Source organism: Glacieibacterium arshaanense (assembly GCF_004681125.1).
Classification (GTDB): domain Bacteria; phylum Pseudomonadota; class Alphaproteobacteria; order Sphingomonadales; family Sphingomonadaceae; genus Polymorphobacter_A; species Polymorphobacter_A arshaanense.
In genome coordinates this window covers 333384-358812 of the sequence record NZ_SIHO01000001.1, presented here as the reverse complement: position 1 = coordinate 358812, position 25429 = coordinate 333384, and the positions used below count along the sequence as shown (strand labels likewise).

General features: G+C 65.4%; 26 protein-coding genes. 10 read left to right on the top strand and 16 right to left on the bottom strand.

From position 1 onward, the window contains the following. Positions 1-271 precede the first annotated feature (271 nt). On the bottom strand, positions 272-1450 hold the full coding sequence (locus EUV02_RS01695) for a DGQHR domain-containing protein (RefSeq protein WP_135244489.1): 1179 nt from the start codon (positions 1448-1450) through the stop codon (positions 272-274). A 358-nt stretch (positions 1451-1808) separates the two neighbouring features. Here EUV02_RS01695 and EUV02_RS01690 point away from each other — a divergent pair, with 358 nt between their 5' ends. The 5 genes from EUV02_RS01690 to EUV02_RS01670 all read left to right on the top strand — a co-directional run bounded on the left by EUV02_RS01690 (position 1809) and on the right by EUV02_RS01670 (position 5378). Continuing rightward, positions 1809-2060 (top strand): HP1242/YdcH family protein, encoded by a 252-nt coding sequence (locus tag EUV02_RS01690; protein WP_135244488.1) that lies wholly within the window; start codon positions 1809-1811, stop codon positions 2058-2060. A 1-nt stretch (position 2061) separates the two neighbouring features. After that, positions 2062-2385, top strand: coding sequence for a TraR/DksA family transcriptional regulator (locus EUV02_RS01685; RefSeq protein ID WP_135244487.1), 324 nt, complete (start codon positions 2062-2064; stop codon positions 2383-2385). 102 nt (positions 2386-2487) lie between these two features. Further along, a complete protein-coding gene (locus EUV02_RS01680; protein ID WP_135244486.1) occupies positions 2488-2955 on the top strand; it encodes a hypothetical protein in 468 nt (155 codons plus the stop codon). Positions 2956-3033: 78 nt separating this feature from the next. Then, complete coding sequence (locus EUV02_RS01675; RefSeq protein WP_207790084.1) at positions 3034-3663, top strand: hypothetical protein; 630 nt, start codon at positions 3034-3036, stop codon at positions 3661-3663. An 83-nt stretch (positions 3664-3746) separates the two neighbouring features. Continuing rightward, the gene (locus EUV02_RS01670) at positions 3747-5378 is read left to right on the top strand and encodes a GMC family oxidoreductase (protein WP_243445733.1); all 1632 of its coding nucleotides are present in this window, start codon (positions 3747-3749) and stop codon (positions 5376-5378) included. A 71-nt stretch (positions 5379-5449) separates the two neighbouring features. On the opposite strand, the gene pyrC is transcribed toward EUV02_RS01670, so the two are convergent. Beyond that, positions 5450-6517 (bottom strand): dihydroorotase, encoded by a 1068-nt coding sequence (pyrC, locus tag EUV02_RS01665; RefSeq protein WP_135244484.1) that lies wholly within the window; start codon positions 6515-6517, stop codon positions 5450-5452. A gap of 106 nt (positions 6518-6623) precedes the next feature. Here pyrC and EUV02_RS01660 point away from each other — a divergent pair, with 106 nt between their 5' ends. Further along, positions 6624-7574 (top strand): DMT family transporter, encoded by a 951-nt coding sequence (locus EUV02_RS01660; protein WP_243445732.1) that lies wholly within the window; start codon positions 6624-6626, stop codon positions 7572-7574. Between the two features lie 9 nt (positions 7575-7583). Here the strand turns inward: EUV02_RS01660 and EUV02_RS01655 are convergent, their stop codons facing one another. Beyond that, entirely contained in the window at positions 7584-9242 is a 1659-nt protein-coding gene (locus EUV02_RS01655) for an alkaline phosphatase D family protein (protein WP_243445731.1), read from the bottom strand. Between the two features lie 80 nt (positions 9243-9322). Here EUV02_RS01655 and EUV02_RS01650 point away from each other — a divergent pair, with 80 nt between their 5' ends. After that, the gene (locus tag EUV02_RS01650) at positions 9323-9499 is read left to right on the top strand and encodes a DUF2256 domain-containing protein (RefSeq protein ID WP_135244483.1); all 177 of its coding nucleotides are present in this window, start codon (positions 9323-9325) and stop codon (positions 9497-9499) included. A gap of 40 nt (positions 9500-9539) precedes the next feature. Continuing rightward, a complete protein-coding gene (locus EUV02_RS01645) occupies positions 9540-10316 on the top strand; it encodes a class II aldolase/adducin family protein (RefSeq protein WP_135244482.1) in 777 nt (258 codons plus the stop codon). A gap of 19 nt (positions 10317-10335) precedes the next feature. Here EUV02_RS01645 and EUV02_RS01640 read toward each other — a convergent pair whose 3' ends face one another. Continuing rightward, a complete protein-coding gene (locus EUV02_RS01640; RefSeq protein WP_135244481.1) occupies positions 10336-10707 on the bottom strand; it encodes a DUF423 domain-containing protein in 372 nt (123 codons plus the stop codon). Positions 10708-10897: 190 nt separating this feature from the next. Here EUV02_RS01640 and EUV02_RS01635 point away from each other — a divergent pair, with 190 nt between their 5' ends. Further along, positions 10898-11854, top strand: coding sequence for an acyltransferase family protein (locus EUV02_RS01635; protein WP_135244480.1), 957 nt, complete (start codon positions 10898-10900; stop codon positions 11852-11854). Positions 11855-11858: 4 nt separating this feature from the next. Here the strand turns inward: EUV02_RS01635 and EUV02_RS01630 are convergent, their stop codons facing one another. The 9 genes from EUV02_RS01630 to EUV02_RS01590 all read right to left on the bottom strand — a co-directional run bounded on the left by EUV02_RS01630 (position 11859) and on the right by EUV02_RS01590 (position 20704). Continuing rightward, a complete protein-coding gene (locus EUV02_RS01630) occupies positions 11859-12947 on the bottom strand; it encodes a phosphotransferase (protein ID WP_135244479.1) in 1089 nt (362 codons plus the stop codon). 173 nt (positions 12948-13120) lie between these two features. Next, positions 13121-14266, bottom strand: coding sequence for an acyl-CoA dehydrogenase family protein (locus tag EUV02_RS01625; RefSeq protein WP_135244478.1), 1146 nt, complete (start codon positions 14264-14266; stop codon positions 13121-13123). 25 nt (positions 14267-14291) lie between these two features. After that, entirely contained in the window at positions 14292-14549 is a 258-nt protein-coding gene (locus EUV02_RS01620; protein WP_135245330.1) for a DUF333 domain-containing protein, read from the bottom strand. Then, positions 14549-15550 (bottom strand): NADP-dependent oxidoreductase, encoded by a 1002-nt coding sequence (locus EUV02_RS01615; protein WP_135244477.1) that lies wholly within the window; start codon positions 15548-15550, stop codon positions 14549-14551. Before EUV02_RS01615 ends, EUV02_RS01620 begins: the two co-directional genes overlap by 1 nt. Before the next feature lie 33 nt (positions 15551-15583). After that, positions 15584-17398, bottom strand: a complete 1815-nt coding sequence (locus tag EUV02_RS01610; RefSeq protein WP_135244476.1) for a monovalent cation:proton antiporter-2 (CPA2) family protein — start codon at positions 17396-17398, stop codon at positions 15584-15586. Further along, entirely contained in the window at positions 17395-17832 is a 438-nt protein-coding gene (locus EUV02_RS01605) for an iron-sulfur cluster assembly scaffold protein (RefSeq protein WP_135244475.1), read from the bottom strand. Before EUV02_RS01605 ends, EUV02_RS01610 begins: the two co-directional genes overlap by 4 nt. Before the next feature lie 26 nt (positions 17833-17858). Further along, entirely contained in the window at positions 17859-18617 is a 759-nt protein-coding gene (locus EUV02_RS01600; RefSeq protein WP_135244474.1) for a DUF3298 and DUF4163 domain-containing protein, read from the bottom strand. Positions 18618-18695: 78 nt separating this feature from the next. Next, positions 18696-20000: a cysteine--tRNA ligase gene (cysS, locus tag EUV02_RS01595; protein WP_135244473.1), complete on the bottom strand. Its 1305-nt coding sequence runs from the start codon at positions 19998-20000 to the stop codon at positions 18696-18698. Positions 20001-20014: 14 nt separating this feature from the next. Next, a complete protein-coding gene (locus EUV02_RS01590) occupies positions 20015-20704 on the bottom strand; it encodes a CvpA family protein (RefSeq protein ID WP_135244472.1) in 690 nt (229 codons plus the stop codon). A gap of 101 nt (positions 20705-20805) precedes the next feature. On the opposite strand from EUV02_RS01590, the gene EUV02_RS01585 reads away from it, so the two are divergent. Further along, positions 20806-21717, top strand: a complete 912-nt coding sequence (locus tag EUV02_RS01585) for a CPBP family intramembrane glutamic endopeptidase (RefSeq protein ID WP_135244471.1) — start codon at positions 20806-20808, stop codon at positions 21715-21717. On the opposite strand, the gene radA is transcribed toward EUV02_RS01585, so the two are convergent. From radA to EUV02_RS01570, 3 genes are all read right to left on the bottom strand, one after another. Continuing rightward, complete coding sequence (gene radA, locus EUV02_RS01580) at positions 21714-23099, bottom strand: DNA repair protein RadA (RefSeq protein WP_135244470.1); 1386 nt, start codon at positions 23097-23099, stop codon at positions 21714-21716. The genes EUV02_RS01585 and radA overlap by 4 nt on opposite strands. Positions 23100-23164: 65 nt before the next feature. Then, positions 23165-24076: a lipase family protein gene (locus EUV02_RS01575; RefSeq protein ID WP_135244469.1), complete on the bottom strand. Its 912-nt coding sequence runs from the start codon at positions 24074-24076 to the stop codon at positions 23165-23167. Between the two features lie 60 nt (positions 24077-24136). Further along, positions 24137-25420, bottom strand: a complete 1284-nt coding sequence (locus tag EUV02_RS01570; RefSeq protein WP_135244468.1) for a hypothetical protein — start codon at positions 25418-25420, stop codon at positions 24137-24139. Positions 25421-25429 lie beyond the last annotated feature (9 nt).

Sequence of the window (25429 nt, the reverse complement as noted above, 5' to 3'; positions counted from 1 at the left end):
AGGGGGAAGCGGCGCTGGCCGCTGCCGTTACCAACGGTGCCGCCCGCCCAAGGCCATCATCAAACCCGCAGCAACGCCTGCGTGCAGCGTTACAAATCCGCGCCCACTCGTTCGCCGGTTTCTCAAGTCGCGAAACTCGCCCGATGCTGCATGCATTGTCACGGTAATTTTGGTGACCGCAATTCTAAGGCAAACAGTATTTAGCCAACGACTCAAAAAGGTTCGGCCCGCCAATAAAGGCGGGCCGATGATCAAGATTGGGGACCGCAACTTAGCCGATTTCGAGGTTCGGCAACGCTTTCTGCAGGGACGCAGTTAGCCTGTTGATGCCGGACTCGCTGCTGAAGCTACCCGCGCCACCTTCTGCACCGCTGAGCCAGAACCTGTCACCAGTGACTTCGTCACCTTCTGAGTCGTAGCCGCTCACTTCGAGCAGTGGCTGCGCAAGGACTTCCTCGTAGTTGTTGGGATCAGCAGTAGACTTCCCAGAATCGCGAATGATTTCAATCACGTCAGGTAAGAGGTTATGCAACACGCGCACACCTACACCCTTCATGATCGTATAGTCTTCGGCGTTGGAAAATGCCGCAGGCAGAACCTGCCGGACACCTTCCCAATATGCCTCGAGAATGCGCACCTGTTGGTCCTGATTCAGGCGCTGGAAGAACGGCGACTTGAGTACACCCTGAAGCGACTTGACCATCGACGCGGACGGCATCGTGGTCTGCCCCTTGTCCATACCAGGCAGTCGGATGCGCAAACGCCAGATGCCCGACTCATTCGCAAGCCGCTCAACTAGAGTCTGACCGTTAATCTGCCATGCCCGCCCTTTTCCTTCCAATTCATCCATCACCGACGGATCAGCCACGCTCATACGCTTCATGAGCGCCAACGCGAGATCGGTGCGCACGGGCTTGGCGTTCGAATTTACCAGATAGAACTGCTTCATCTCTTCCAGTTCGTTACCACCTAGCATGCAAACAAACGGCAAGAGATACTCCTCGCCGTATTCCCAGCCATCACTTACGGCCTTCGATAGCGCCAAGACGCGATGCTGGCCGTCAACCACGTGAATGATCTGGTCGTCAGTCGGATTTCCGCTAATGCCCGGGAGATGAAGGTGACCGCCAGACACCATCGAAGCGGCATCCTGCGAGCGGATGTTAAGGATCACCGAGTTCGGCAGATCTACGCTACCGGCCCGCAAGGCGGCGGCCAACTGGTTGACGCGTGCCTTGCCCGGCATCCGCTGGTAGCCAATGCGGCTGACCGGGTTGTAAGATGGCACGGTGAAGCGTCCCAAAAGTGCTTTGACCGGGATAAACCCCGAAATTAGCTGGACACCAGACGAGAGCTTCGGACCCACGACAATCGGAATCGCGAATGCCGCGACGTGCGTACCAGCGCCTTCAAGGCTCTTCAGGTCTTCGAAATCATCAAATTCACCCATCGCATTTCCCTTCAATCAGGCTGGCACAATGCCGGCCGCTGTGAATCCGATATAAGCAAATCCGATCCACGTATCAAGATCTTTTTTTCAGATCTATTTTAACAGATCAGATTTCGAGATCTGGAATCACGTCCACTGCTGTCAAACTGCTTCCTCCATCGCTGCGGAGCCGCGTCGTCGGACGGGTCGGCTTTGCCGCCCGCCGGCCGGACGCTGCGGCGAGTCAGCGGACTTCGGAAATTTGCTGCGCGAATTTCCTCCAGCGCGCTGCCGCCTTGGCCTTTTTGATCTAAATCATCGACCTTGCTGCCAAAACCGGCGCATAACCCGACTCGATCACACCAGAGTGGAGTTTCCCATGACGCATATCTCGCAAGACCTGCACAACGCCTTCCCCGATGACGAGGCGGTGCTGCGTCAGCTCAAGGCCGAAGACCGCCACTTCCAGACGCTGTCGGCACGCTTCGACGAACTCGACGAGGAAGTGCTGCGCATCGAAGCCGGCACCGAACCCGCGTCGGATATCCGCCTCGAAGAAATCAAGAAGCACCGGCTGGCGCTGCTCGACGAGATCGCCGCCTGCGTCGCCGCCGCCAAGACGGCCGCCTGACATGGCTGCAACCGTCCCCGACGATATCGTCAAGACGCTGCACGCCCGGCTCGCCGAACTCGGCGGCAATATCGCGCGCATCGAAACCGCGTTGCGCGCCCCGCTCGACGCCGACTTCGCCGAACAGGCCGCCGAGCTGGAGGGCCAGGACGCGCTGCACGGCATCGAAGGCAGCCACCTCGCCGAGGCCCAGGCCATCCACGCCGCACTGGCGCGGATCGCGGCGGGCAACTACGGCGAATGCAGCAACTGCGGCGCCGAAATCCCCGCCGCCCGCCTGCGCGCCGTGCCCACCGCCACCCGCTGCGTGAACTGCGCCGACTAGGCGGCGGCTTGCCGCCGCGCCGACAAAGGCATAGCATGTCCCTGCACAGCGGAGTGCCTGCGTGACCTGATGTCCGCAGCATCCGCCGTCAGGGAGTGCACCATGAAGTTCGTCTTTCTCGCCGCGACCGCACTGCTGACCAGCTCGGTCTTCCTCGCCAACACCGCACACGCTGCCGGCTGCATCACCACGCGCTACGGCCGCACCGTTTGTGAAACCGCAGCGGGCGCCGTGGTTGCACCAGCGCCGGTCGTTGCCGCGCCCAAGGCGGTCGTTGTCGCCCCAGCGCCCGTGGTTGTTGCGCCACATGCCGTGGTTGCCGCGCCGGTCGCCACCGCAACGCGCTACCCGTCGGGCGTCACCACCGCGACTGGCGCCTATGGCGACAAGGCCGCGTACAACCCCAACACCGGCAAGGCAGCGGTGCAGACCACCAACCCGTACAACGGCGTCAAGACCACGCAGACCAACACCGGCGTCACCGCCAAGTCGAAGAACGGCTACGGCGTCGCGACCGGCCCGGGTGGCAAGACCTGCGTCAAGGGCCATGCCAACGCCGGCTGCAACTAACGGTCAATATTTCCGGCGCGGGATTGCACCGCCGTACAGCGCCTCCCACATCATCGGTTCACCCAACCGAGGACCTGCATGAGCCCGCTGCCCGACCCCGTCGATCGTCCCGCCGGTGCCGATACGCCTGCCGCCGCCGAGGCACGCCGCCGTCGCCGCTGGCTGACCTTCGCTGAAACCGTCGGGGTCATTGCGCTGCTGATTTCGGCGGCGAGTTTCTGGGACAGCCATCAGGAACGTGTCCGCAGCGAAGCCCGCGAAGCCGCCCCCAAGGCCAAGCCCAAGCTGACGCTGACCAGCAAGGCGGTCGACGACGGCGCGCGGCTCGATCTGGCGGCGAGTGCCGACGGCATTGTCGTGCAGACGCAGACGGTCATCTTCCCCAAGGCGCTCGACGCCAGCGCCGTCGACACCACCGGCGATGCGCATATCGATGCCAGCTGGTTCGAAAGCGGCTTGCTCAAGACCGTGCCCGACCATGACGGCACCTTCACCGGCCGCATGCCAGTGGGCATCATCACCAAATTCGAGGTGAACGGCGAGTCCGTCACCGATACCGCGCTCTATGACCTGGGCTATACGCTGCACCCGCGGACGCTGCGGTCGGACCGCGTCGAGTTGCAGGGGTTGAGCCTGGTGTCGCGCGGGCTGGGTGACAAGCTTGAAGCGAAGCTCGAAGCGCGCTGGAAAGCCGGTAACCCCGGATAGCGCTGGTAGTGCTGATACGTACTTTCCCAAGGCGCTGATTTGGCGCAGTGTCGCCCCAAGTAAAACATTCGGGGAGTGGGTCAGTGGAATTCGATTACATCATCATCGGCGCCGGCAGCGCCGGTTGCGTGCTGGCCAACCGGCTGACCGAGGACGGCAGTGCCACGGTGCTGCTGCTCGAAGCGGGTGGCAAGGACACCAACCCGATGATCCACATCCCCGTCGGCTATTCGCAGACGCTCAAGGATCCCAAGGTCAACTGGCTGTACGAAACCGACGAGGACCCGTCGAGCGGTGGCCGCCCGCACGTGTGGCCGCGCGGCAAGGTGCTCGGTGGCTCATCGTCGATCAACGGCCTGCTGTATGTGCGCGGCCAGGCGGCGGATTATGACCAGTGGGCGCAGCTCGGGTGCGCGGGGTGGAGTTATTCGGACGTGCTGCCGTACTTCAAGCGCGCCGAGGGCAACGAGCGGTTGAGCGATGACCTGCACGGCAGCGACGGACCATTGAACGTGTCGGACCCCGCCGACCACCACCCGATTTCGGACGCCTGCATCGCTGCCGGCGTCGAAGCCGGCATCCCGTTCAACAATGACGTCAACGGCGAAAGCCAGGACGGCATCAGCTATTTCCAGATGACGGTGAAGAACGGCCGGCGCTGGTCGGCGGCGATGGCGTATCTGCGCCCGGCGTTGAACCGGCCGAACCTCAAGCTCGAAATCAACGCACAGGCCGAACGCATCACCTTCGACGGCAAGCGCGCCACCGGCGTGCGCTACAACCAGAAGGGCGTGGTTGTCGAAGCCAAGGCGCGGCGCGAGGTCATTCTGGCCGGCGGCGCGGTCAACTCGCCGCAGTTGCTGGAGCTGTCGGGCATCGGTGACCCCGAGGTGCTCAAGCCGCTGGGCATCGATGTCGTGCAAGCGCTGCCGGGCGTCGGCACCAATTTGCAGGATCACTATGTCGTCAGCGCGCAGTTCCGGCTCAAGCCCGGCTGCCTGTCGGTCAACGAACTCAGCCGCGGCTGGCGGCTGGTGCGCGAGGCGGCGCGCTATGCGGTGACGCGCAAGGGGCTGTTGGCGCTGTCGGCAGCGCATATCCAGGCCTATGTCCGCACGCGGCCGGGTCTCGCCGGGCCCGATGTGCAGTTCCACATCCTGCCGGCGACGATGGATGTCGAAAAGCTGACTTTGCACCAGGTGATGGAACTCGAGCGCACGCCCGGCCTGACCATCGCGCCGTGCCAGCTGCGCCCCGAAAGCCGCGGCACCATCCACCTGCGCACCGCCAACCCGTTCGACCATCCGTCGATCAAGCCCAACTACCTCAGCGCGCAAGTCGATTGCGACACCATCGTCGCGGGCATGCGCTGGGGCCGCAAGATTGCCGCGCAGCCGGCGCTGGCGCCCTATATCGACCATGAGCAATTGCCCGGCGCGGCGGTCGAAACCGATGCCGACATGCTGGCGTTCATCCGTGAATCGGGCAGCACGATCTACCACCCCGTCGGCACCTGCGCGATGGGCCGGGCGGACGATCCGCGCAGCGTTGTCGGGCCGGATTGCCGCGTTCACGGAATCGACGGCTTGCGCGTTGTCGATGCCTCGGTGATGCCGCGGCTGGTGTCAGGCAACACCAACGCGCCCACCATCATGATCGCCGAAAAGGCCAGCGACATGATCCGGGCGGCAGCGCGCAAGGCGGTGGCGGCTTAGAAGCGCCTCCGGCGGGCAGGGCCTCAGGCCCTGCACCCGATTATTTGGCGATCTTCAAATGGGTGCAGGCCTCAGGTCTGCCCGCCGGAGGCCCTTGAAAACCGCCATGCCAATGTCTCGCCGGCATGGAATGGTACGATCGTCGTGCCGGCAGCCGGCAGGTCGGCGGGCACCAGCGTGTCGATGCGGTCGAGCGTCACCGTGCCCGCATTGAGCGGCAGGCCGTAGAAGCGCGGGCCGTATTCGCTGGCGAAGCCTTCGAGCTTGTCGAGCGCGCCCTCCTCAGCGAAGGTCTTGGCGTAGCTTTCGAGGGCGTAGGGGGCGTTGTAGATCCCGGCGCAGCCGCATGCGGCTTCCTTGGTCGGTGCGGCGTGCGGGGCGGAATCGGTGCCGAGGAAGAATTTCGGTGAGCCTGAAACCGCTGCGCCGCGCAGCGCCAGCCGATGGCGTTCGCGCTTGATGACCGGCAGGCAATAGGCGTGCGGGCGGATGCCGCCATCGAACATGGCATTGCGGTTGAGCGCGAGGTGGTGCGGCGTGACGGTCGCGGCGATATTGGCACCGGCGGTTTGCACGAATGCCACGGCTTCGGCGGTGGTGATGTGTTCGAACACCGTTTTCAGGCCGGGGAAATCCTTGAGCAGCGGCGCCAGCACGCGGTCGATGAACACCGCCTCGCGGTCGAAGATGTCGATGTCGCGGTCGGTGACTTCGCCGTGCACCAGCAGCGGCATGCCGGCCTTCTGCATCGCCTCGAGCGCCGGATACAGCGCCTGGATGCGGGTGACGCCGTGGCTCGAGTTGGTGGTGGCGTTCGCCGGATACAGCTTGGCGGCGGTGAACACGCCCTCGGCATGGCCGCGCGCCAGCTCAGCGCCGTCGCTGCTGTCGGTCAGATAGGCGGTCATCAGCGGCGTGAAATTGTACGCCGGATCGACCGCGGCAATTATGCGGTCGCGGTAGGCGGCGGCAGCGGCGACGCTGGTCACCGGCGGCGACAGGTTGGGCATGACGATGGCGCGCGCGAACTGCCGCGCGGTATGGTTTGCCACCGCGCCGAGCATGGCGCCGTCGCGCAGATGCACGTGCCAATCGTCGGGCTGGCGCAGCACCAGTTGCTTGATCTCGCTTGTCGCCATCGCCGCCTCCGTCACTTGCAATATGGCGGCGCTATTCCACGGTTGCGACAACAAGGGAAGAGGCGCCCGCACTAGAATAGCTGCGGTTGAATGCTTGACGCGCGGCGTGCAGCCACTACCAGTCGCGCCACGTCGACCTCCGGCGTGCGCCAATGAAGGCCCGACCATGTCGCTGCGCGACCTTGCCCTGCTGATTGCCATCTGCCTCGTCTGGGGGCTGAGCAACGTTGTCAGCAAGATTGTCGTCGGCCAGTGGGGCGTCGCGCCACTGTTCTACACCGCGCTGCGCTTTGCTGTCGTGCTGGCGGTCACCTTCCCGTGGCTGCTGCCGGCACCGCGGCCGATCTGGCGCATCCTGATGATCGGCGTGCTGATGGGCGGCGGCAACTTCGCGCTGCTGTTCATGGGGTTGCAGACCGCATCACCATCCGCCGCGGCAATCGTGCTGCAGCTTGGCGTGCCGATCACCACCTTGCTGTCGGTATTCATGCTGGGCGAGCGCATCCACTGGCGCCGCGCGCTCGGCATCGCGCTGACCATGGCCGGCGCGCTGACCGTCATCTGGCACCCCGAAGGCGTGGAGTTGTCGTACGGCCTGTGGCTGATTGCCGGCGCCACCGTCGTCGGCTCGCTCGGCGGCATCATGATGAAGCAGATGGAGGGCGTTGCGCCGTTGCGCTTCCAGGCCTGGGTGGCGCTCGCCTCGCTGGTGCCGATGGCGCTGGGCTCGCTGCTGTTCGAGCACAATCAATGGCCGTCGGCGATGGCGGCGGGCTGGCCGTTCGTCGGCGCGGTGGCGTTTACCGCGCTGATCGTTTCGGTGGTCGGCCACACGGCGTTCTACGGCCTGATCCAGCGCTACGAAGCCAATCTGATTGCGCCGCTGACCTTGATGGCGCCGCTGGCGACGATTGCGTTTGGCGTGCTCATCACCCACGACCATTTCGACATGCGGATGGCGATCGGCGCGGCGCTGGCGCTGACCGGCGTGCTGATCGTGGCGCTACGCCGCAACCATGTGGCGCCGCTGTTGCTGCTATTACGCGAAGAGCCGTAACGCCGCCGTTCAGCCGGATACCGGCTCGATCATCACCATGCTGTTGGTGCCGTGATTGGCGATGGCGGTCTTGCCGGCCGACAGCGCCAGCGACGGCTCACGGACCGTGTTCATGAACACCCAGTCCGACCGTGCGGCTTCAGGCGTGAGCGTCACCGTCAAATAGCCACGCCGGCTGAGGTCGCACCATTTGAGGCCGGGGTTTGCAGCGACCAGATCGGCGGCGGCCTTCGTCGGCGCGATACCGAGCACCGATTCGAACCCTGGCGAGGTCACCCCCTGCCCGGCGAATTCGACCCCGACGGGTTTGCCGTTCAGCGACAGATTGTTCGCCCAGGCGTTGTGGCTGTCGCCCGACACGACGACGAGGTTGGCCTTCGCCGCCTGCGCCGCCTTGTAGAAGCGCATCCGCGCCGGGCTATAGCCTTCCCAGCTGTCCATGCTCAGCGGCAGCCCGACTGTGCCCGCGAGCACGCCGACCTTGAGGAAACCGACGGCGCGCTTGTCGGCATCGGGGGCCAGCCAGCCCGCTGCCGCCGGCGGCAGAATCAAACCGCCCATGACGATCTGCTGGGCGACGAGCTGCCATTTCTTGCCGGCCTTGACCGAGGCCTTGAGCTGGTCGGCGACCCATTGTTCCTGCGCCGGCCCGAGTAGGCTGCGCTTGGGGTCCGACCAGGGTCCGTCGCGGAACGCCACCAGCGCCGCCTTGGGGTCGGGCGCACCCTTGATCGCGCCGAACATGTCGAGCTGCTTGTCGCGGCCTTCGACACGCGTATCGAGCGTTATCAGCGATAGCAGGTCGCCGATGTCATAGCGCTGGTACGGCTTGCCGCTGACCGGCAGCCATTCGCTGTGTGCCTGCTTGGCCGCCGCCTTGCGTGCGTACCAGTCGCCTTCGGTCTTGGGATCATGGTTTTCGGCGCCGCCCATCCAGGCGTCATTGGCGAATTCATGGTCATCCCAGATCGCCACCCACGGGAACAGCCGGTGCAGTTCCTGCAAATCGGGGTCGCTGCGGTAGCTGGCGTAGCGTGTGCGGTAGTCGCTCAGCGTGATGATTTCGTTGGCGGGTTCGACCAGCCGGCCAGGCACGGTTTCGGCGGCGCTCGGGTATTCGCCGCGCTGATATTCGTACAGATAGTCGCCGACGTGGATGACGAGGTCGAGGTCGTCGCGCTTGGCGGCATGGCCATAGGCGTTGAACCAGCCGAAGCCGATGTTCGAGCAGCTGAATACCGCGACCTTATATTGTGCCAGCGCGCCTGTCGGCAGCGTCCGCGTGCGGCCGACGGGCGACTTGCTGCCATCGGGCGCGACGAAGCGGTAGTAATAGATGGTGCCGGGTTTCAGCCCGTCGACGACGACCTTGGCGCAGCCGTCGCTGGCGCTGTTGGCGCTGACTTCGCGGTGACGCAGCACGGTGGCGAAACCCGCATCGGCGGCGACTTCGGCGCGCAGGATTGGCCGGTCATCGGCGCCGATGTAGCGCGTCCACAGCAATACCGATGTCGGCCCCGGTTCGCCGCTGGCGACGCTGTGGGTGAAGCCGCTGGTCGGCGCGGTGGCGGCATTCAGCCGGCCCGGCAGCATCATCGCGCCGGCTGCCAGCGCGCCGCTGCCGAGCAGGTTGCGGCGATTCATCGCCATTTGCAGAAAGTCGATCATCGCGCATCCCCCGGGACTATCGTTGGCGCACTGGACAGCTGCCGATTGGCAGCTGCGATGCGCGCGCCTAGACTAACAATATGCCCAAGATGCGCAACAAGGCCGACCTGCCGACAAAAATTTGCCAGTGCTGTGGGCGACCGTTCAGCTGGCGCAAGAAGTGTGAACGCGACTGGGAAAATGTGCGCTACTGTTCGGATGCCTGCCGGACGCAGCGCACACCGCGGGACTTGCCTTTGCCACCGAGTCGGGCATAGGCTCTCGGTTTAGCAAATTCCATCTCCGGGGAGATTTATCATGGCTACCGCAATGAAGGCCGCGCCCAGCGTCAAGGACAGCTGCAGTGCCGAGGAATGGGCGCTGCGCGTCGATCTGGCCGCCGCTTACCGGCTGGTCGCGATGTACGGCTGGGACGATATGATCTTCACGCATCTATCGGTGCGCATCCCCGGTCCCGAACATCACTTCCTGATCAACCCGTACAACCTGATGTTCGAGGAAATCACCGCGTCGAGCCTCGTCAAGATCGACATGAACGGCAACCCCGTCGACGAGACGCCGTACATGGTCAACGCCGCTGGCTTCACCGTCCATTCGGCGGTGCACATGGCGCGCGAGGACGCGCATGCGGTCATCCACCTGCACACGCCGTCGGGCCAGGCCGTCGCCGCCCAGGCCGAAGGGCTGCTGCCGATCAGCCAGACCGCAATGGCCGTCGTCAACCGGCTGTCGTATCACGACTATGAAGGCATCGCGACCGACCTCGAAGAGCGCGCGCGCTTGGGCACGGACCTTGGCGCCACCAACACCGCGATGATCCTGCGCAACCATGGCACGCTGACCGTCGGCAAGACGATGGCCGAGGCGTTCGTGTCGATGTACTATCTCGAACGCGCCTGCGAAGTGCAGGTCAAGGCGCTCAGCGCCGGGCTGAAGGGCCTCAACAACCCGCCGCAGGGCACGCCCGAAAAGGTCCATGGCCAGACCGAAATGATCGGCGTGATTGCCGACAAACTGGCGTGGCCGGCGCTGCTGCGCAAGCTCGACCGCCACAATCCGGGTTACGCCAACTAGCGACGGCTACGGCGCGGCCTCACCGCCGCGCCGCCACCCAGATCAGCCACGCCCAGCCGCCGAGCATCAGCGAACCGCCGACCGGCGCGAACAGGGCAACGCTGCGCGGCGCACCCAGCGCCAGCGCGTCGAGGCTGAGCCCGAACAGCAACGTCCCCAGCGTCAGTGCCCACGCACCGCCACGCACCGCGCGGCTGTCGCGCCACGCCAGCAGCGCGAACACCGCGATCGCGTGCGGTAGCTGATAAGCCGCCGCCGTCGTCGCCCACGCCTTGGCCTGCGGATCGGTCAGTGCGTGCGCAGCCATTGCACCGACACCAACGGCGAGCAGCCCGTTGAGCGCCGCCAGCGTCGGCAGCCAGCGTGCGCCGGCAGGTTGAAGATTGGCCATCAGCAGGGGTCCACCGCAGGAATTGCGCCGAAAACGCATATGCCGAATGTTGCCAGCATTCAAACAAGTCATTAGAATTAATAAATTGGAAACATTATAGCCATCGTGCGAAGGGCGGGCGCGGGGGCGAGTGACAGGAAATTCAGGCAGTTTGCAGGCATTTTGGCTGCCGGTTCTTCGCGGCCCCGGCATGCTGCGGTTGCTGCTGGCATTGCTTGTGTGGGTTTCGCACACGTCGCGCCTGCAAATCGGTGGCCCCGCAGTCATCGTTTTCTTTGTGCTCAGCGGTTTTTGGGTGACGGGGCTTTTCGTGCGCCACAACGGCAGCATCGGCAGCTTCATTCTCGATCGTTGGCTGCGTATCTGGCCGCTGATGGCGATTGCCACAATAGCCACGGTTGCGGTGCGTCAGTGGCTGGCATTGCCGGCGGCGGGCAATCTGGCGTCGACGCTGCTGCTGCTCGGACTGGCGACGCGCCACCATGATGTGCTCGGCGTCGCCTGGTCGCTCGATTTCGAACTACAATTCTACATATTGCTGCCGCTGCTGATGCTGCTGGTCGCACCGGCCGGCGTGCTGGTCAGATGGCGGGCACTACTGCTGCTGTTGGTGGCGACGCCGGTCGGGCTTTGGCTGCTATGCAATCATGACATCGCTACCGTGTTGGTACTGGTACCAGCGTTCGGCGCCGGGCTGGCGATCCGCTTGACCGGCTGGACATGTACTGGGCGTTCGGCGTTGGCGTCCGTCGTTACATTCGCGGGCTTCGGGCTGGTCTGTTTTCTGGTGCCCGGATTAAGCCATATAGTCCTCAAGACGCCGGGGGTGTGGTCGGACGCCGATCTGCGCGTCGGCATGGCGTGGTGCCTGTTGCTGATACCGTTCATCGCATGGAACGTGCGGCAAATCGCACCACCAATCGACCGGCTGCTCGGCAATCTGTCCTACCCATTCTACCTGCTACACTATCCGGTGCTGTCGATCGGGATGGCGGCCGGCTGGTTTGCGCCGGGCTGGGCCGGCAAGCTTGTCGCGCTGCTCGCCACGGTCGTGGTGACGCTCCTGACTTATCGCTTCATTGATCGGCCGATTGAAGACTGGCGCATTGCGCGGCGCACAAGACTGATGCCGGTGCCGGCGCAATAGCGTTTCAGCCCTCCCAGAAGCTGAAGCTTCCATGGTCGAGCGCTTGCGCGCAGGCGCCGCGCGTCATCTTGAGGAACAGCGCATCGCCGCGCTCGGTGCGTTCGACCGACAGCGCCGAAAACACGCCCATCATGATGCCGTGCAGCGTGTAGCGCCGGTAATCGCGCCAGCAGTCATCCCAGCCATAGCCGGTGACGCCGCGTTGCAGCAGCTCGGCGTGATAACCGCGCACCAGCTCGACTTCGTGCGCGCGGCGGACATCGGGGTCGAGCCCGGCCGACAGGAAATAGGCGACATCGGTCAGCCCCGGCCCGACGGTGACGGTCTGCCAGTCGAGCGTAGCCATCGGCCGCGCGCCGCCATAGACATCGAACAGAATGTTATCGAGCCGGAAGTCACCGTGTATCAGCGTACGCGGCGATGACCGGTCCTCGCGGCTGCCCGCCAGCGCCGCCGGCAGCCGGTTGACGAGGTCGATGTATTCGGGCTCGAGCACGCCCGCGTAGCGTTCCTGGAACAGGCCCGCGATCGTCGGCAGCGCAGCTTCGACCATTGGCTGCAACCGCGCCGGCCGGTTCACCAGCCAGTCGATGCTTTCCACCGATGCATCACCCCACCGCGGCGCATGCAGCATCGCCGCCTCGCGCAGCGCCACGCGCGCATCCGCCACCGAGCAGCCGGCGAGCTGGTCGCCCTGCCGCGCCGGCGCGAGATCGGCGAGCAACAGCGTGAAATCATCATTGTCAGGGTCGACTTCGGCGACATAGGCGTGCGGCGTGTGGATTTCGAGCGTCCGCGCCAATTCGCGGTAGAAGCTGACCTCACGCAGATACAGCACATGCTCCGACCCCGCCTTGCGGCTCACCGGGTCGGTCGCGGGGAACTTGCCGACCACGCTGCGCGGCGCCGTCCCGGCATCCCCGGTATAGGTCATTTCGAAGCGGTAGCTGTCGGCCACCAACCCGTTACCGACCGCCTTGCGCGTCAGGCTGGCGACGCTGCCGCTGCCGAGCACGCCGGCGTGGCGCAGCGCCATCGTCATCCAGGCGGCATCGATTGTCGCCGCATCGGCGACGATCAAAGGATTGGTCATGCGTCCTCCCCAGAACGGTGTTGGTACGATTTGGTCTAGCCGCAGAACAGGCCAGTGGCGACTCTTTCAGTCAACCAATTCAAGGGCCTCCGGCGGGCAGGCCTGAGGCCTGGACCCATTTGTTTGGCGCTCTTCAATCGGGTGCAGGCCTCAGGCCTGCCCGCCGGAGGCTCTTAATTACTCTCGCGCAGCAATTCCCGGCTGATGATGACGCGCATGATCTCGTTGGTGCCTTCGAGTATCTGGTGGACGCGCAGGTCGCGGAACAGCTTTTCGATGCCATAGTCCTGCAGATAGCCATAGCCGCCGTGAAGCTGCAGCGCGCGGTCGACGACGCTCATGCCGGTATCGGTCGCCAGCCGCTTGGCCATTGCGGCGAACTTGGTCTTGTCAGGGGCATTGGCGCTGACCTTCGCGGCGGCGGCGTAGAGCAAGGTGCGCGCCGCCTGCAGTTCGGTTTCCATGTCGGCGAGCTTGAACTGCGTTGCCTGGAAATCGACGATGGCCTTGCCGAACTGGTTGCGCGTGCGGGTATAGGCAATCGCGTCGTCGAGCGCGCGCTGGGCACCGCCGAGCGAGCACGCGCCGATGTTGAGGCGGCCACCGTCGAGGCCCGACATGGCAATCTTGAAGCCCTCGCCCTCGGCACCTAGGCGGTTGGCGACGGGCACGCGGGCGTTGTCGAAATTGACCACCGCGGTCGGCTGGTTGCGCCAGCCCATCTTGTGTTCGTTGGCGCCGAAGCTGACGCCGGGCGTGTCCTTGTCGATGACAAGGCACGAGACGCCGCGCGGCCCGTCCTCGCCGGTGCGCACCATCGTCACATAGACTTCGTTGACGCCGGCGCCCGAAATGAATGCCTTGCTGCCGTTGACGACATAGTGGTCGCCGTCACGCACTGCGCGGGTTCGCAAGGCGGCGGCGTCGGAGCCCGAGCCCGGCTCGGTCAGGCAGTAGCTGGCGATGCGCGTCATCGGCACGAGGTCGGGCAGGTAGCGCGCCTTGACGTCGGCGTCGCCGTAGCAATCGATCATCCACGACGCCATGTTGTGGATCGAAATGAACGCCGAAAAACTCGGGCAGCCATAGGCCATGGCTTCCATGATCAGCGCCGCTTCCATGCGCCCCAGCCCGATGCCTCCCGACGCTTCCGAAATGTAGATGCTGCCGAAGCCCAGCCCCGCCGCCTCGACGATGGTGTCGCGCGGGAACTCGCTGCGCTGGTCCCAGCCGGCGGCGAACGGCACGACGCGGTCGGCAGTGAAGCGGCGCGCCATTTCCTGGATGCTGCGCTGGTCTTCGGTCAGATCGAATTGCATTTCGTAATGCCCTGAGGTCGTTGGTCTAGTTCTTGATTTGTGGTGGCGGCAACACGCACTGGCCGGTGCGGAACAGCGCCCATTCCTCGCAGGCGCTGCCGTCCTTGCGGTGGCAGATGCCGGTGATGTTGCCCGCCACATCGGGCACCATCTCGATGGTGCCGCCATCCTTGCCGCAGGCGACGCTCGCCGGATTGGCGAGCGTCGTCGTTGCGGTCGGCGGTGCTGCCGGTGGCGGCGTCGCGGCGACGCTGCCAACCACAGCTGCCAGCAGCAACAGCATCACAGCTTGACCAGCATCTTGCCGGTGTTGGCACCCGAAAACAGCCCGAGGAAAGCGTCGCCGGCCTTGTCGATGCCTTCGAACACGGTTTCTTCCCACTTGATCTTGCCGGCGGCAATCCAGCCGGCCATTTCGGCAGCGAATTCGGCGCGCTTGCCGGCGAACTGCGTGCTGATGAAGCCCTGGATCTTCAGGCTCTTGCCGACGACCATGATGATGTTGCGCGGACCGGGCGAAGGCTCGGTGGCATTATAGTCGCCGATCATGCCGCATTCGACGAGGCGGGCGAACGGCTTGGCACATTCGATCGCGACCTCGAGATGCTCGCCGCCGACATTGTCGAAATAGACGTCGATGCCCTTGGGCGCTGCCGCCTTGACGGCTTCAAGCAGGTTGCCGCAGGTCTTGTAGTTGATGACATGGTCGATGCCGAGCGACTTGAGCCAGGCGCATTTGGCGTCGGTGCCGGCACTCGCCACGACGGTACAGCCCTTGATCTTGGCAATCTGCGCGACCAGCGAGCCGACAGCGCCGGCGGCGCCCGACACGAATACCGTGTCACCCGCCTTGGGCTGGCCGACGTCGAGCAGCCCGCCCCAGGCGGTCAGCCCCGGCATGCCCATCACGCCGAGAAACGCCTGCGTCGGCACACCGGCGACGGCCGGCAGCTTTTCGAGCGCGGCAGCAGGCGCGACGAACGCCGTGCGCCAGCCGAAGAAAGACATCACCAGGTCGCCGGCCTTGAAGCCCGGATCGTTCGATTCGATCACTTCGCCGACGGCACCGCCCTGCAGCACCTCGCCGACCTGAAACGGCGGCACATAACTTTCGCGGTCGTACATGCGGCCGCGCATATAGGGGTCGACCGACATCCAGCGGTTGGCGACGAGCACCTGGCCGGGGCCGGGTGCGGCGAGCGTCACGTCGGCGACGGCAAAATTGGCGGCGGTCGGCAGCCCGACGGGGCGGCTCGCCAAACGGACTTCGCGCGAAACGGTCATTGCAGTTCTCCCAAGGTTTGTAGGCAGCGCGTATCAGTCCGCGGGGGCTTCCTCAAAGGGAATCTCGCCGAGCGCATCGGGGATGAAGACGCTACCAGGGCGGAACAGCCGGTCGGCGCCCGAAAGCTGGTCGCCGCTGACCAGTTGCAGCGCCAGCCTTTCGGCGTCGCGGCTGCGGAATTCGGCCTCGATCGCCGCGATGGTTTCGGAATCGGTATCGAGCGCGGTGAGCGCCGCACGGCCAAGCGCAATGCTGCCATCGAACATCTCGCGTACGGCGACGCCGACGTCGGCGCGCAGCAAGTCGAGGAGATGCACGCGGTCGAAAGCGCGTGCGACGATTTCGAGCTGCGGGAACGCCGCGCGGATCGGCCCGAGCACGGTTTCGGGGTCCCATTTGCCGTCGATGGCGAACACCAGCAGCCGCGCCTCGGCAGCGCCGGCGGCGCGCAGGATATCGACGCGGCGGCCGTCGCCGAAATAGACGCGGTTGCCGAACAATTTGCTGACGTCGATGATTTCGGGGTCATTGTCGATCGCCACGACATCGGCGCCGCGCGCCAGCAGCATCTGCGCGACGCCCTGCCCGACGCGGCCGGTGCCGACGAGCAGTACGCGGCCGACGCTGCTGTCGGCATTTTCGCGCGGCGCCGCGTCGGGGCCGTCGAGATCGGTACGTGGCTGAGCCTTCGGATTAAGCTTTGCCGCCAGCCGGATCAGTAGCGGTGTCAGCGCCATCGTCACCGTCACCACCGCGCTGAACAATGCCGCCGCCTGCGGTTCGATCAGCAGGCCGCGCTGCGCACTGGCGAACAGCACGAAGCCGAATTCGCCGCCCTGCGCGAGCAGCAGACCCATCTGGAAGGCACGCAGCCAGCTGCTGCCGAAGGCGCGTGCCAGCAGCCCGATAACCAGGGTTTTGGTCGCCAGCACGGCGATGACCAGCGCGATGACCAGCGGCCATTGGTCGCGGATGACACTGAAATCGAGCAACGCCCCGACTGAGGCGAAGAACAGCCCCATCAGCAGCCCGCGGAACGGCTCGATATCGGCTTCGAGCGCGTGGCGGTACGGCGAGTCGGCGAGGATGACGCCGGCGACGAAGGCGCCGAGCGCCATCGACAGCCCGAGGCTCGCCATCAGTAATGCGGCCGCCAGCACGGTGAGCAGCGCGGCGGCGGTGAACGCCTCGCGGGCGCCGAACAATGCCAGCTGGCGCAGGCCCGGCCGCAGCAGGAAACGCCCGCCAAGCACCAGCACGACAATCGCGCCGACGGTTGCCAGCGCCTGCAGCCAGCCCGGCATCGCATCGGGATCGGGCACCCGCGACAGCGCCGCGACTACGGTCAACAGCGGCACGATGGCAAGGTCCTGGAACAGCAGCATCGAAAACGCGCGCTCGCCGAACGGCGTGTTGGTCAGGTCGCGTTCTTCGAGCAATTGCATGACCAGCGCCGTCGACGACAGCCCGAGCGGCAGCCCGACGACCAGCGCCGCCTGCCAGCTCATTGATGTCAGCAGCAGCAGTACGCCGGTCAGCGCCAGCCCGCACAGCACGACCTGCAGCAGCCCCAGCCCGAATATGTCGCGTCGCAGCGCCCACAGCCGCGATGGTTTGAGTTCGAGCCCGATGATGAACATCAGCAGCACGATGCCAAATTCAGCAAGCCGCGACGTCTGTTCGGGATCGCCCAGCAACCCGAGCACCGACGGACCGATCAATATACCAGCGCCGAGATAGCCGAGCACCGCGCCGAGTTTGAAGCGCACGAACAGCGGCACCATCACCACCGCCGCCGCCAGATAGCCGACGGTTTCGATCAGATAGCCCGAACCGCCTTCGGTCATGCCGCTGCCGCGCGGGCGGCAAGTGCGGCGGCTTCGGCGCCGGCTTCGAACGCCAGCCGGATCGAGCCGTGGCGCGCGGTGTGCGGCCGTGCCGGCGCGAACAGCTCGAGCCCCGGCCAGTCGCCGGCGGTATCGGCGTCGCCCTTCAGATAGGCGGCGAGCGCATCGCGCGCGGCGGCGAGTTCTTCGGGCGTGCGGCCGATGACGTGCGCGCCGAACAGGCTGGCGGACGCCTGCCCCAATGCACAGGCGCGGACTTCCTGCCCGAAACGCACGACGCGGCCCTGCGCATCGAGATCGACATCGACGGTGACGCGGCTGCCGCACACCGGCGACACCTTGACGACGCTCGCCTGCGGCGCGGTCAGGCGCGCCTGATGCGGGATCGATGCGGCCAGACGCAGGATGGCGGTGTTGTAGAGCGCTTCGGACATGCCGCCGATATAGCGCGGCTGCGCCGTTATTGCATCACGCCGAACAGCGCTTCGCGAAATTCGGGTTTGACCAGCGGCTTGACGGCTTCGGGCCAGGGGATGGTCAGCTCGTAGCTGCCTTCGACATAGGGGCCCGCGACATACGGCGCGAATATGACGCGCAGCGAATGCGCGACCGGCGTCATGCCGCCATACGGTACCAGCGTCGCTTGGCTCAGCGGCGGGCACTTTTCGAAATCGGGCATTTTCTGGCCGCCACGGCGTTCTTTCTGCTCCTCGGCAAGTGCCTTGCAGACCAAAGGCTCGATAATGGCGCGCGCCTTGACGCGGTCGCTGAACAGCGACGGCAGGCTAATGGCGGTCCTGGTCTTGCGGTCCCAGATGACGCTGTCATAGCCGGTGTTGCCGTGCGCGCCGCCGGTGTAACCGTACAATTGCCCGGTCAGCGCCAGCAGCCGCGTCGTGTCGGCAGCCACCGTCCAGTAGCGCAGGTCGGTATATTGGTGGACCGGGAAGCCGGACTTCTTGGCTTCGGCGGCGTCGGCATTGGCCTGCGCCAGACCGGCGGCGAAACCCGCTTCGGCCTTGCCGCGCATGACTTCGAACAGCGGCGGTTCGACACCGACTTCGGGTGGGACGCGCCAGCTGTATTGGAGGTTCGCGGTGTTGCTCTTGAGGATGAGGTCGCTCGCCAGAATTGGCGCGGCCCCCGCCGACGTCGCTAAAACCGGCGCCAACGCCAGCGCCATCACCGCCAGCGCAACCGAACCCAAACGCATACCCATGACAGTCCCCGATTAATGACGCGCAATGCGAACGTCATAGACGCTGGCGCGCCGGGGTGAAAGCACGATTGCGCGGGGTCAGGCGCGACGCCAGCTGGTGCCAGCCGCGCCGTCTTCGAGCACGATGCCGCGTGCGCCAAGTTCGTCGCGGATGCGATCGGACTCGGCGAAGTCCTTGCGCGCCCGTGCCGCGGTGCGTGCCGCGACGAGGGCATCGATTTCGGGGTCAACGTCTGCCTCGGCCTCGCCGATGCCGATGAACGCCAGCGAGCCGCGCAATGCCTCAATATCGCCGGCATTGGCGAGCGCCGACAGCGCCGCGAACGCCTTGGGGGTGTTGAGGTCATCGGCAAGTGCACCGACGACATCGGGGTGCGGCTCCGACGCGCTATCCCAGCCGCTGCCGGCGACGCGCCGCCAGCGTTCGAGCTGCGCCTTGGTCGCTTCGAGCAGGTCCTGCGTCCACGCCAGAGGCTGGCGGTAATGCGCACTGAGCAGCGCCAACCGCAAAACCGCGCCATCCCAGCCCGCTTCGAGCAGATCGCCGACGCTGACGATATTGCCGAGCGACTTCGACATCTTGGTGTCGCCCATGTTGAGGAAGCCGTTATGCAGCCAATAATTCGCCAGCGGCGCACCATGCGCGCAATGGCTTTGCGCGTGCTCGTTTTCATGGTGCGGGAATATCAGGTCCTGCCCGCCGCCGTGGATGTCGATCGTGGTACCAAGGTTTTCGGCAATCATCGCCGAGCATTCGATGTGCCAGCCCGGGCGGCCGTGGCTCCAGGGGCTATCCCAACCCGGCTGGCCGGCGGCGCTGGGCTTCCACAGCACGAAGTCGGCGGCGTTCTTCTTGTAGGGCGCGATTTCGACGCGCGCGCCGGCGATCATCTCGTCGAGCGGGCGCCGCGACAGCACGCCATAGTCGTGGCTTGCTGTGACATCGAACAGCACATGACCTTCGGCGGCATAGGCCGCGCCCTTGGCAACCAGGTCGCTGATCATCGCCACCATTGCCGGAATGCTCGCCACTGCATGCGGTTCGATATCGGGACGCAGCACGCCGAGCGCGTCCATGTCGGCGAGATAGAAATCTTCCCAACGCTTTGAAATCACGCTGATGTCGACGCCTTCGGCGGCGGCGGCGGCGTTGATCTTGTCGTCAATGTCGGTGATGTTGCGCGCGTAGATGACGTGGTTCGCGCCGTACTGGTGGCGCAACAGTCGCGCCAGCACGTCGAACACCACCGCGGGGCGGGCATTGCCGATATGCGCGCGGCCATAAACCGTCGGGCCGCAGACATACATCGTCACGCGGTCGGGGTCGGCGGGCACGAAGACGCGCTTGGCGCGCGCCATGGTATCGTAAAGCTTGATCTGCATGCTGCGCCTTGCGGTCAGGTCTTGTCGCCGCCGGTGGCGTCGGTGTCGCCAAGCAAGCTGTCGAGCGCCTTGCGATCGGTGGGCTGATAGCCGCTTTCGGCGGGTTTGGCGGCCAAATTGCCTGCGGGCTTGTCGGTTGGCTTTACGGCCTTGTCCTTGGGCAAGGTCACCGCTTCGCTCAGCGACTTGCCGATGGGCTGGCCAGCGCGGGTCTTGTCGACGAAATCGATCATCGCCTTCGACGTCATGTTGAGCAGCGGCTCGGTGCGGCCGGCCTGCAGCCACGCCGGGCGCGGGCCGCCCTTGTCGAGCAGATCGAGCCCAAAGGTCAGCAACAGGAACAGCACGGCAGCGCCAATCAGCCCCTTGAACGCGCCGAAGCCGAGCCCGAGCAACCGGTCGAGCGGCCCGACGATCGACGACCGCGTGCGGGTGCCGAGCATCTGCGCGACAAAGCGAAAGCCGATATAGGCGGTGAAGAAAATCAGCACGAACGCCAGAATTGCCGCGCCGGCCTCGTTGCCCAGATAGCGCAGCGCAAAGTCGCGCGTCGGCGCATAGAGGAAACGCACCGCGACAATGCCCGCCACCCAGGCGAGCAGCGACAGCACTTCGGTGACAAAACCGCGCAACAGCCCGGCAACGCCGCCGAGGCCGATGAGCAGGATGACGACAATGTCGAACGGGGTAAGACTGGCTAGCATGGCGCCGGTGTAGCGATATTTGGCGCCAAGCTAAAGCCCTGCGCGCTGGACGCGGCGCAATCCCCGTTGCATTTGCGTATTAGTGTGATAATACAGCAACGATGAACGCAAATCCTGCCGCCACCCGCAACTGCTTGCTGGCCTATGCGCTCGCCTGGATAGCATCGGTGGCCTATCTCGCCGCGACGGGTGGCGACTGGGGCTTTCCGCTGGTGTCGATGGCCATCTTCGGGATCACCGGCTCGGGACTGGTGCTGGTACTGACGCGCCACACCAAGGCACCGGCGGTGCCGGTGCGGCGACCAGTGGTCGAGCTTGGCGCGGTGCTCGCGTATCTGCTGGTTTACGCCACGGTTTTCCTCGGCCCGGTGATGGCGTGGACGCACAGCATCACTGATCCGCGCAGTCATGACATTGTCACCGCACTGGTCAAGCTGACCGCGCATGTGCTGCTGCCGGTGCTGTTGCTGCTGGCCCTGCGCGCACCGGTGCGGACGTTGTTCGACAGCGGCATCGAGCGGCGCGGGTTCTGGCCGGTGCTGCTGGTGGTCGGCGGGGCGCTGATCGGGCTGCTGGCGGTTGTCAGCCCCAGCCTCAAGCAGGTCGCGGCGACCGGAGCGACATTGCCGACGCTGTTGTGGGCAGTGCCACTCAACTTCGTCGCGATCAGCATCGTCGCGGGATTGAACGAGGAATTCCTGTACCGCGCCGTTCTGCAATCGCGGCTGGCGGCGGTGCTGCGATCACCGGCGGGCGCAATTCCGGTTGCCTCAATCATCTTCGCGCTGGCGCATTGGCCGGGGCTGTATCTGCGCGGCGGTCCCGGCACCGATGGCTGGTCGACCGACCCGTGGCAGGTGGCGGCATTCACCATCGCGACGCTGTCGCCGCTGTCGCTGATGCTCGGCACGGCGTGGTGGCGTACGCGCAGCCTGTTGCTGGTCGCGGCGCTGCACGGGTCGGTGGACTTCCTGCCGAGTCTGGCGGATTTCATCACGACCTGGGCGCGCTAGCCCTTGGCGCCGAGCCAATCGACGAGCGCGCCGACGGTGGCAAAGTTGCGCGGCGTCAGCGACCCGACGCCCTTCGTGCCCGCCGGCACCAACGCGGCGTTGAAACCGAGTTTCGCAGCTTCTTTGAGGCGTAGTGCGGCGTGGCCGACGCTGCGGACTTCGCCTGACAGCGCGATTTCGCCGAATGCCACCGTGTCGTGCGGCACCACGGTCTCGGTCAGCGCCGATATCAGCGCCGCCGCCACCGCAAGGTCGGCGCCGGGGTCGGAGACTTTCAGGCCGCCCGCCACGTTGAGATAGACTTCGCAAGCCGAAAAGCTCAGTCCGCAGCGCGACTCCAGAACGGCCAAAATCATTGCCAGCCGCGCGCTGTCCCAGCCGACCACGGCGCGGCGCGGCGTTGCGCCCGAGGCAACACGCACCACCAGCGCCTGGATCTCGCACAGCACCGGCCGTGTGCCCTCGAGCGCCGGGAACACCACTGCACCCGATACCGGGCGTTCTCGGTCGGTGAGGAACAGCGACGACGGATTCGCCACCTCCTCCAAGCCATCGGCGCCCATCGCGAACACGCCGATTTCGTCGGTGCCGCCGAAGCGGTTCTTGACGGCGCGCAGGATGCGGTACTGGTGGCTGCGCTCGCCTTCGAAATAGAGCACGGTATCGACCATGTGCTCCAGAACCCGCGGTCCGGCGATCTGCCCATCTTTGGTGACATGGCCGACGAGCACCACCGCCGCACCACTGGTCTTGGCGTAGCGGATGAGTTCCATCGCCGAGGCGCGTACTTGGCTGACAGTGCCCGGCGCACCTTCAAGCGTGTCGGATACCATCGTCTGGATTGAATCGATGATCAGTAGCGCTGGTGGTGGGCCGGCGGCCAGCGTCGTCAGAATGTCGCGCACCGACGACGCGGCGGCAAGCTGCACTGGCGCCTTGGCAAGGCCCAACCGGCGGGCACGCAACCGCACCTGATCGGCAGCCTCCTCGCCTGAAATATAGCTGACGCGAAGGCCATTCAGCGCCATCTTGCCCGCCGCCTGCAGCAGCAGCGTCGATTTGCCGATGCCGGGGTCGCCGCCGATCAAGACGGCGGAGCCGGCGACCAGGCCGCCACCGCCAGGCACGCCGCCCAGTGCGCGGTCAAGTTCGGCGATGCCGGTCGACAGCCGTTCGGGCAGCGCGACATCGTCGTTCAATCCCGTCATGTCGATGCGCGCGCCACCGGCGCTCAGCGAGTGCTTGGCGGAAAACACGCTGACGACGGGCGCGGCTTCCTGCTGGATGGTGTTCCATTCGTTACAGTCGGCGCATTGCCCCATCCATTTCGACGTCACCGAGCCGCAGGTCTGGCAGACATAGCGGGTGGCGGGGCGGGCCATGGCGACTCCGGAAGATGCGAACGAAACGGGAACGTAGCATCGCAGCGGCGCGCCTGCAAGTGCCGTTACTGCACCAGCCCGTCGTAGGAGGTTTCCGGCCCGATGCTGTGCGCCTTGACGATCATTTCGAGGTTGTCGATGAAATCGATCTTGCCGTTGCCGAGGTGGACCAGCCCGCCGGCGTTCTTGAAAATTGCCTGGAACGGGTTTTCCTCGACCTTGCTGCCGATACCGACAAAGCCGACGCCGTCGCCCGAAACCTTGATGCCGAAATGGTCGAGCAGCTTGCGCAGCGCAGCGTTCTGGTCGGTGCCGAGCGGCAGCTTGGGGACCTGATCGAAAAATGCTTCGTAGCGCGTGCATTCGATGCCGCGCGAGTTGAAATCGGCGCGGAAGGCCGCATTGCCGGTGCGTGCCGCGGCAAAGGTGACGACGGTGACCGGCACGCTGGAAATGCCCCAGCGGGCGCGAATGGCCCAGGCGATCAGGTTGGCGACGGGGCCGCCCTTGCTGTGACCGGTGACGAAAACATGCCTGGGGATGTCGTCGCGCGCCAGCAGGTCGGTCAGCACCGCCTTGATGCCGTCATCGCCGCCGCACAACGCAATCGCCGATGCGGCAAAACCGCCATGAACGCGGTCGACGAAGTCGTTCGACGCCTTGTCGAACAGATTGCCGTCGTTGAGCCAGTCGCGGATGATGGCGAGCGCCGCCGGCCCCTTCGCGTGCGGATCGGGCGGCATCGTGCCGCGCGCCGCGATGACGATGCCTTCGGGGATGTGACCGACCAGCGCCACGTCGCGGAACAGCCCGCCCGCCGCGTTGCGCGCGATCACGGCGCCTTGATGACCAAGCCCGATGGCGGCGTCGCGCCGGCCGGTCTCGCCGGGGCGGACCGGCACGGCGATGGCACCCGGCGCGAGTTCGTAGCTAAGATTACACAGATACATCAGGCGGCGGTGCAGACTGTCGACCATGTCGAAACTCCCCTGAAGCGACGCCGTTACAATATGCCTCCGCGCCCTTGGCGACAACCGTCAGCGCGCGCCGAGATCGGCGGGTGTCGTCGGGCGCGACAGGATTTGCTGCATCGCCGTCCAGCGCGCCGTCTGGTCGGGACCGGCACCTTCGATGTGTGCGCGCACGAGATCCTGTCCGAGACCGTAGTTGATGACATAGCTGCGGTAGTGCTCGGTGAACTTGACCGACTGCGCGGCGCGTTCGGGCGACAGCAGCAGGTATTTCTGCGTCAGCGCCAGTGCCGTCACGCGGTCGATATGGCCGTCGAGATAATCGCGCGCGATGGTCAGCCGCGCCCCGCCCAGTCGCTCGAGCGCGGCATAAAGCGCGACGTTGCGACGCGCCAATGCCGGATCGAGACCGGCGAGCGGATACAGTGTGCGCGCTTCGAATGCCGCCTGCTCGTCGCCCGGAAACGCCAGATAGCGCCCGTAATTGGCCGAGCCTTCGGCGAGTAACGACATCGGGCTGTAGAGCGGATAGACGCTGAATTCGACCCAGCCGCGGCCGCGCGTCAGCTGCTGTTCGAGCAGCGCATTATAGACGTGATGGCCTGGATAGCCTTCGTGACAGCCGAGCCCCACGGCGCGCGACATTTCGACGGGCAGGTCGGTGTTGACCTGGATCAGGCTGGTGGCGTTGCCCTTGTACCAGTTGTAGCCGCTCCACGGCTGGTTCCTGACGAATTCGAGCGTGAACTTTTCATCCTTGGGCAGTGCGATATGCGCGAGTGTGCGCGCTCGGCATTCGGCGATTGCCGCCTGCATCACTGCATTGAGCCTGTCCGCGGGGATCAGTGCCGCGTTGCGCCAGCTGTCGACGCGCTGCCACAGCGGCCCCGGGCCGGGCAGCAGCTTGTCGATTTCGGCGAGCGTCGCGTCATAGTCGGCGAGCGGCTTGAGCACCGGATGCACGCCGAATAGCCCGAAGGCTTCGTCGTCGAAACTGAACTTGGCGCCACTGATCATCGCCAGCCGGGTTTGCGCGGCGTGCAGTTGCAGCGCGAGGTTGGCGGCGCGCTGGCGCTCGATCGGCGTCAGTCCTGCGGGATCGACGGCGCGGGCTTCGGCTTCAAGCGCGGCAGCGGCGGCCTTAAGCTCTGCGACCGTTCGCGGCTTGGCCTTGGCGGCGGCGGCCCATTCGGGCGGGCCGTAATAGGCATCGACATAGCCGTCCTCGTGCGTCCCGGCCTCCAGCGTCAACTGGACATAGTCGCGGGCAATGCGGTCGAGCGGTGCGGCGGCGGGCGCCAGCGCCATCAGCAGCAGCGCGACAATCGGCAACATCAAACGCAGCTGCATGGCAATTCC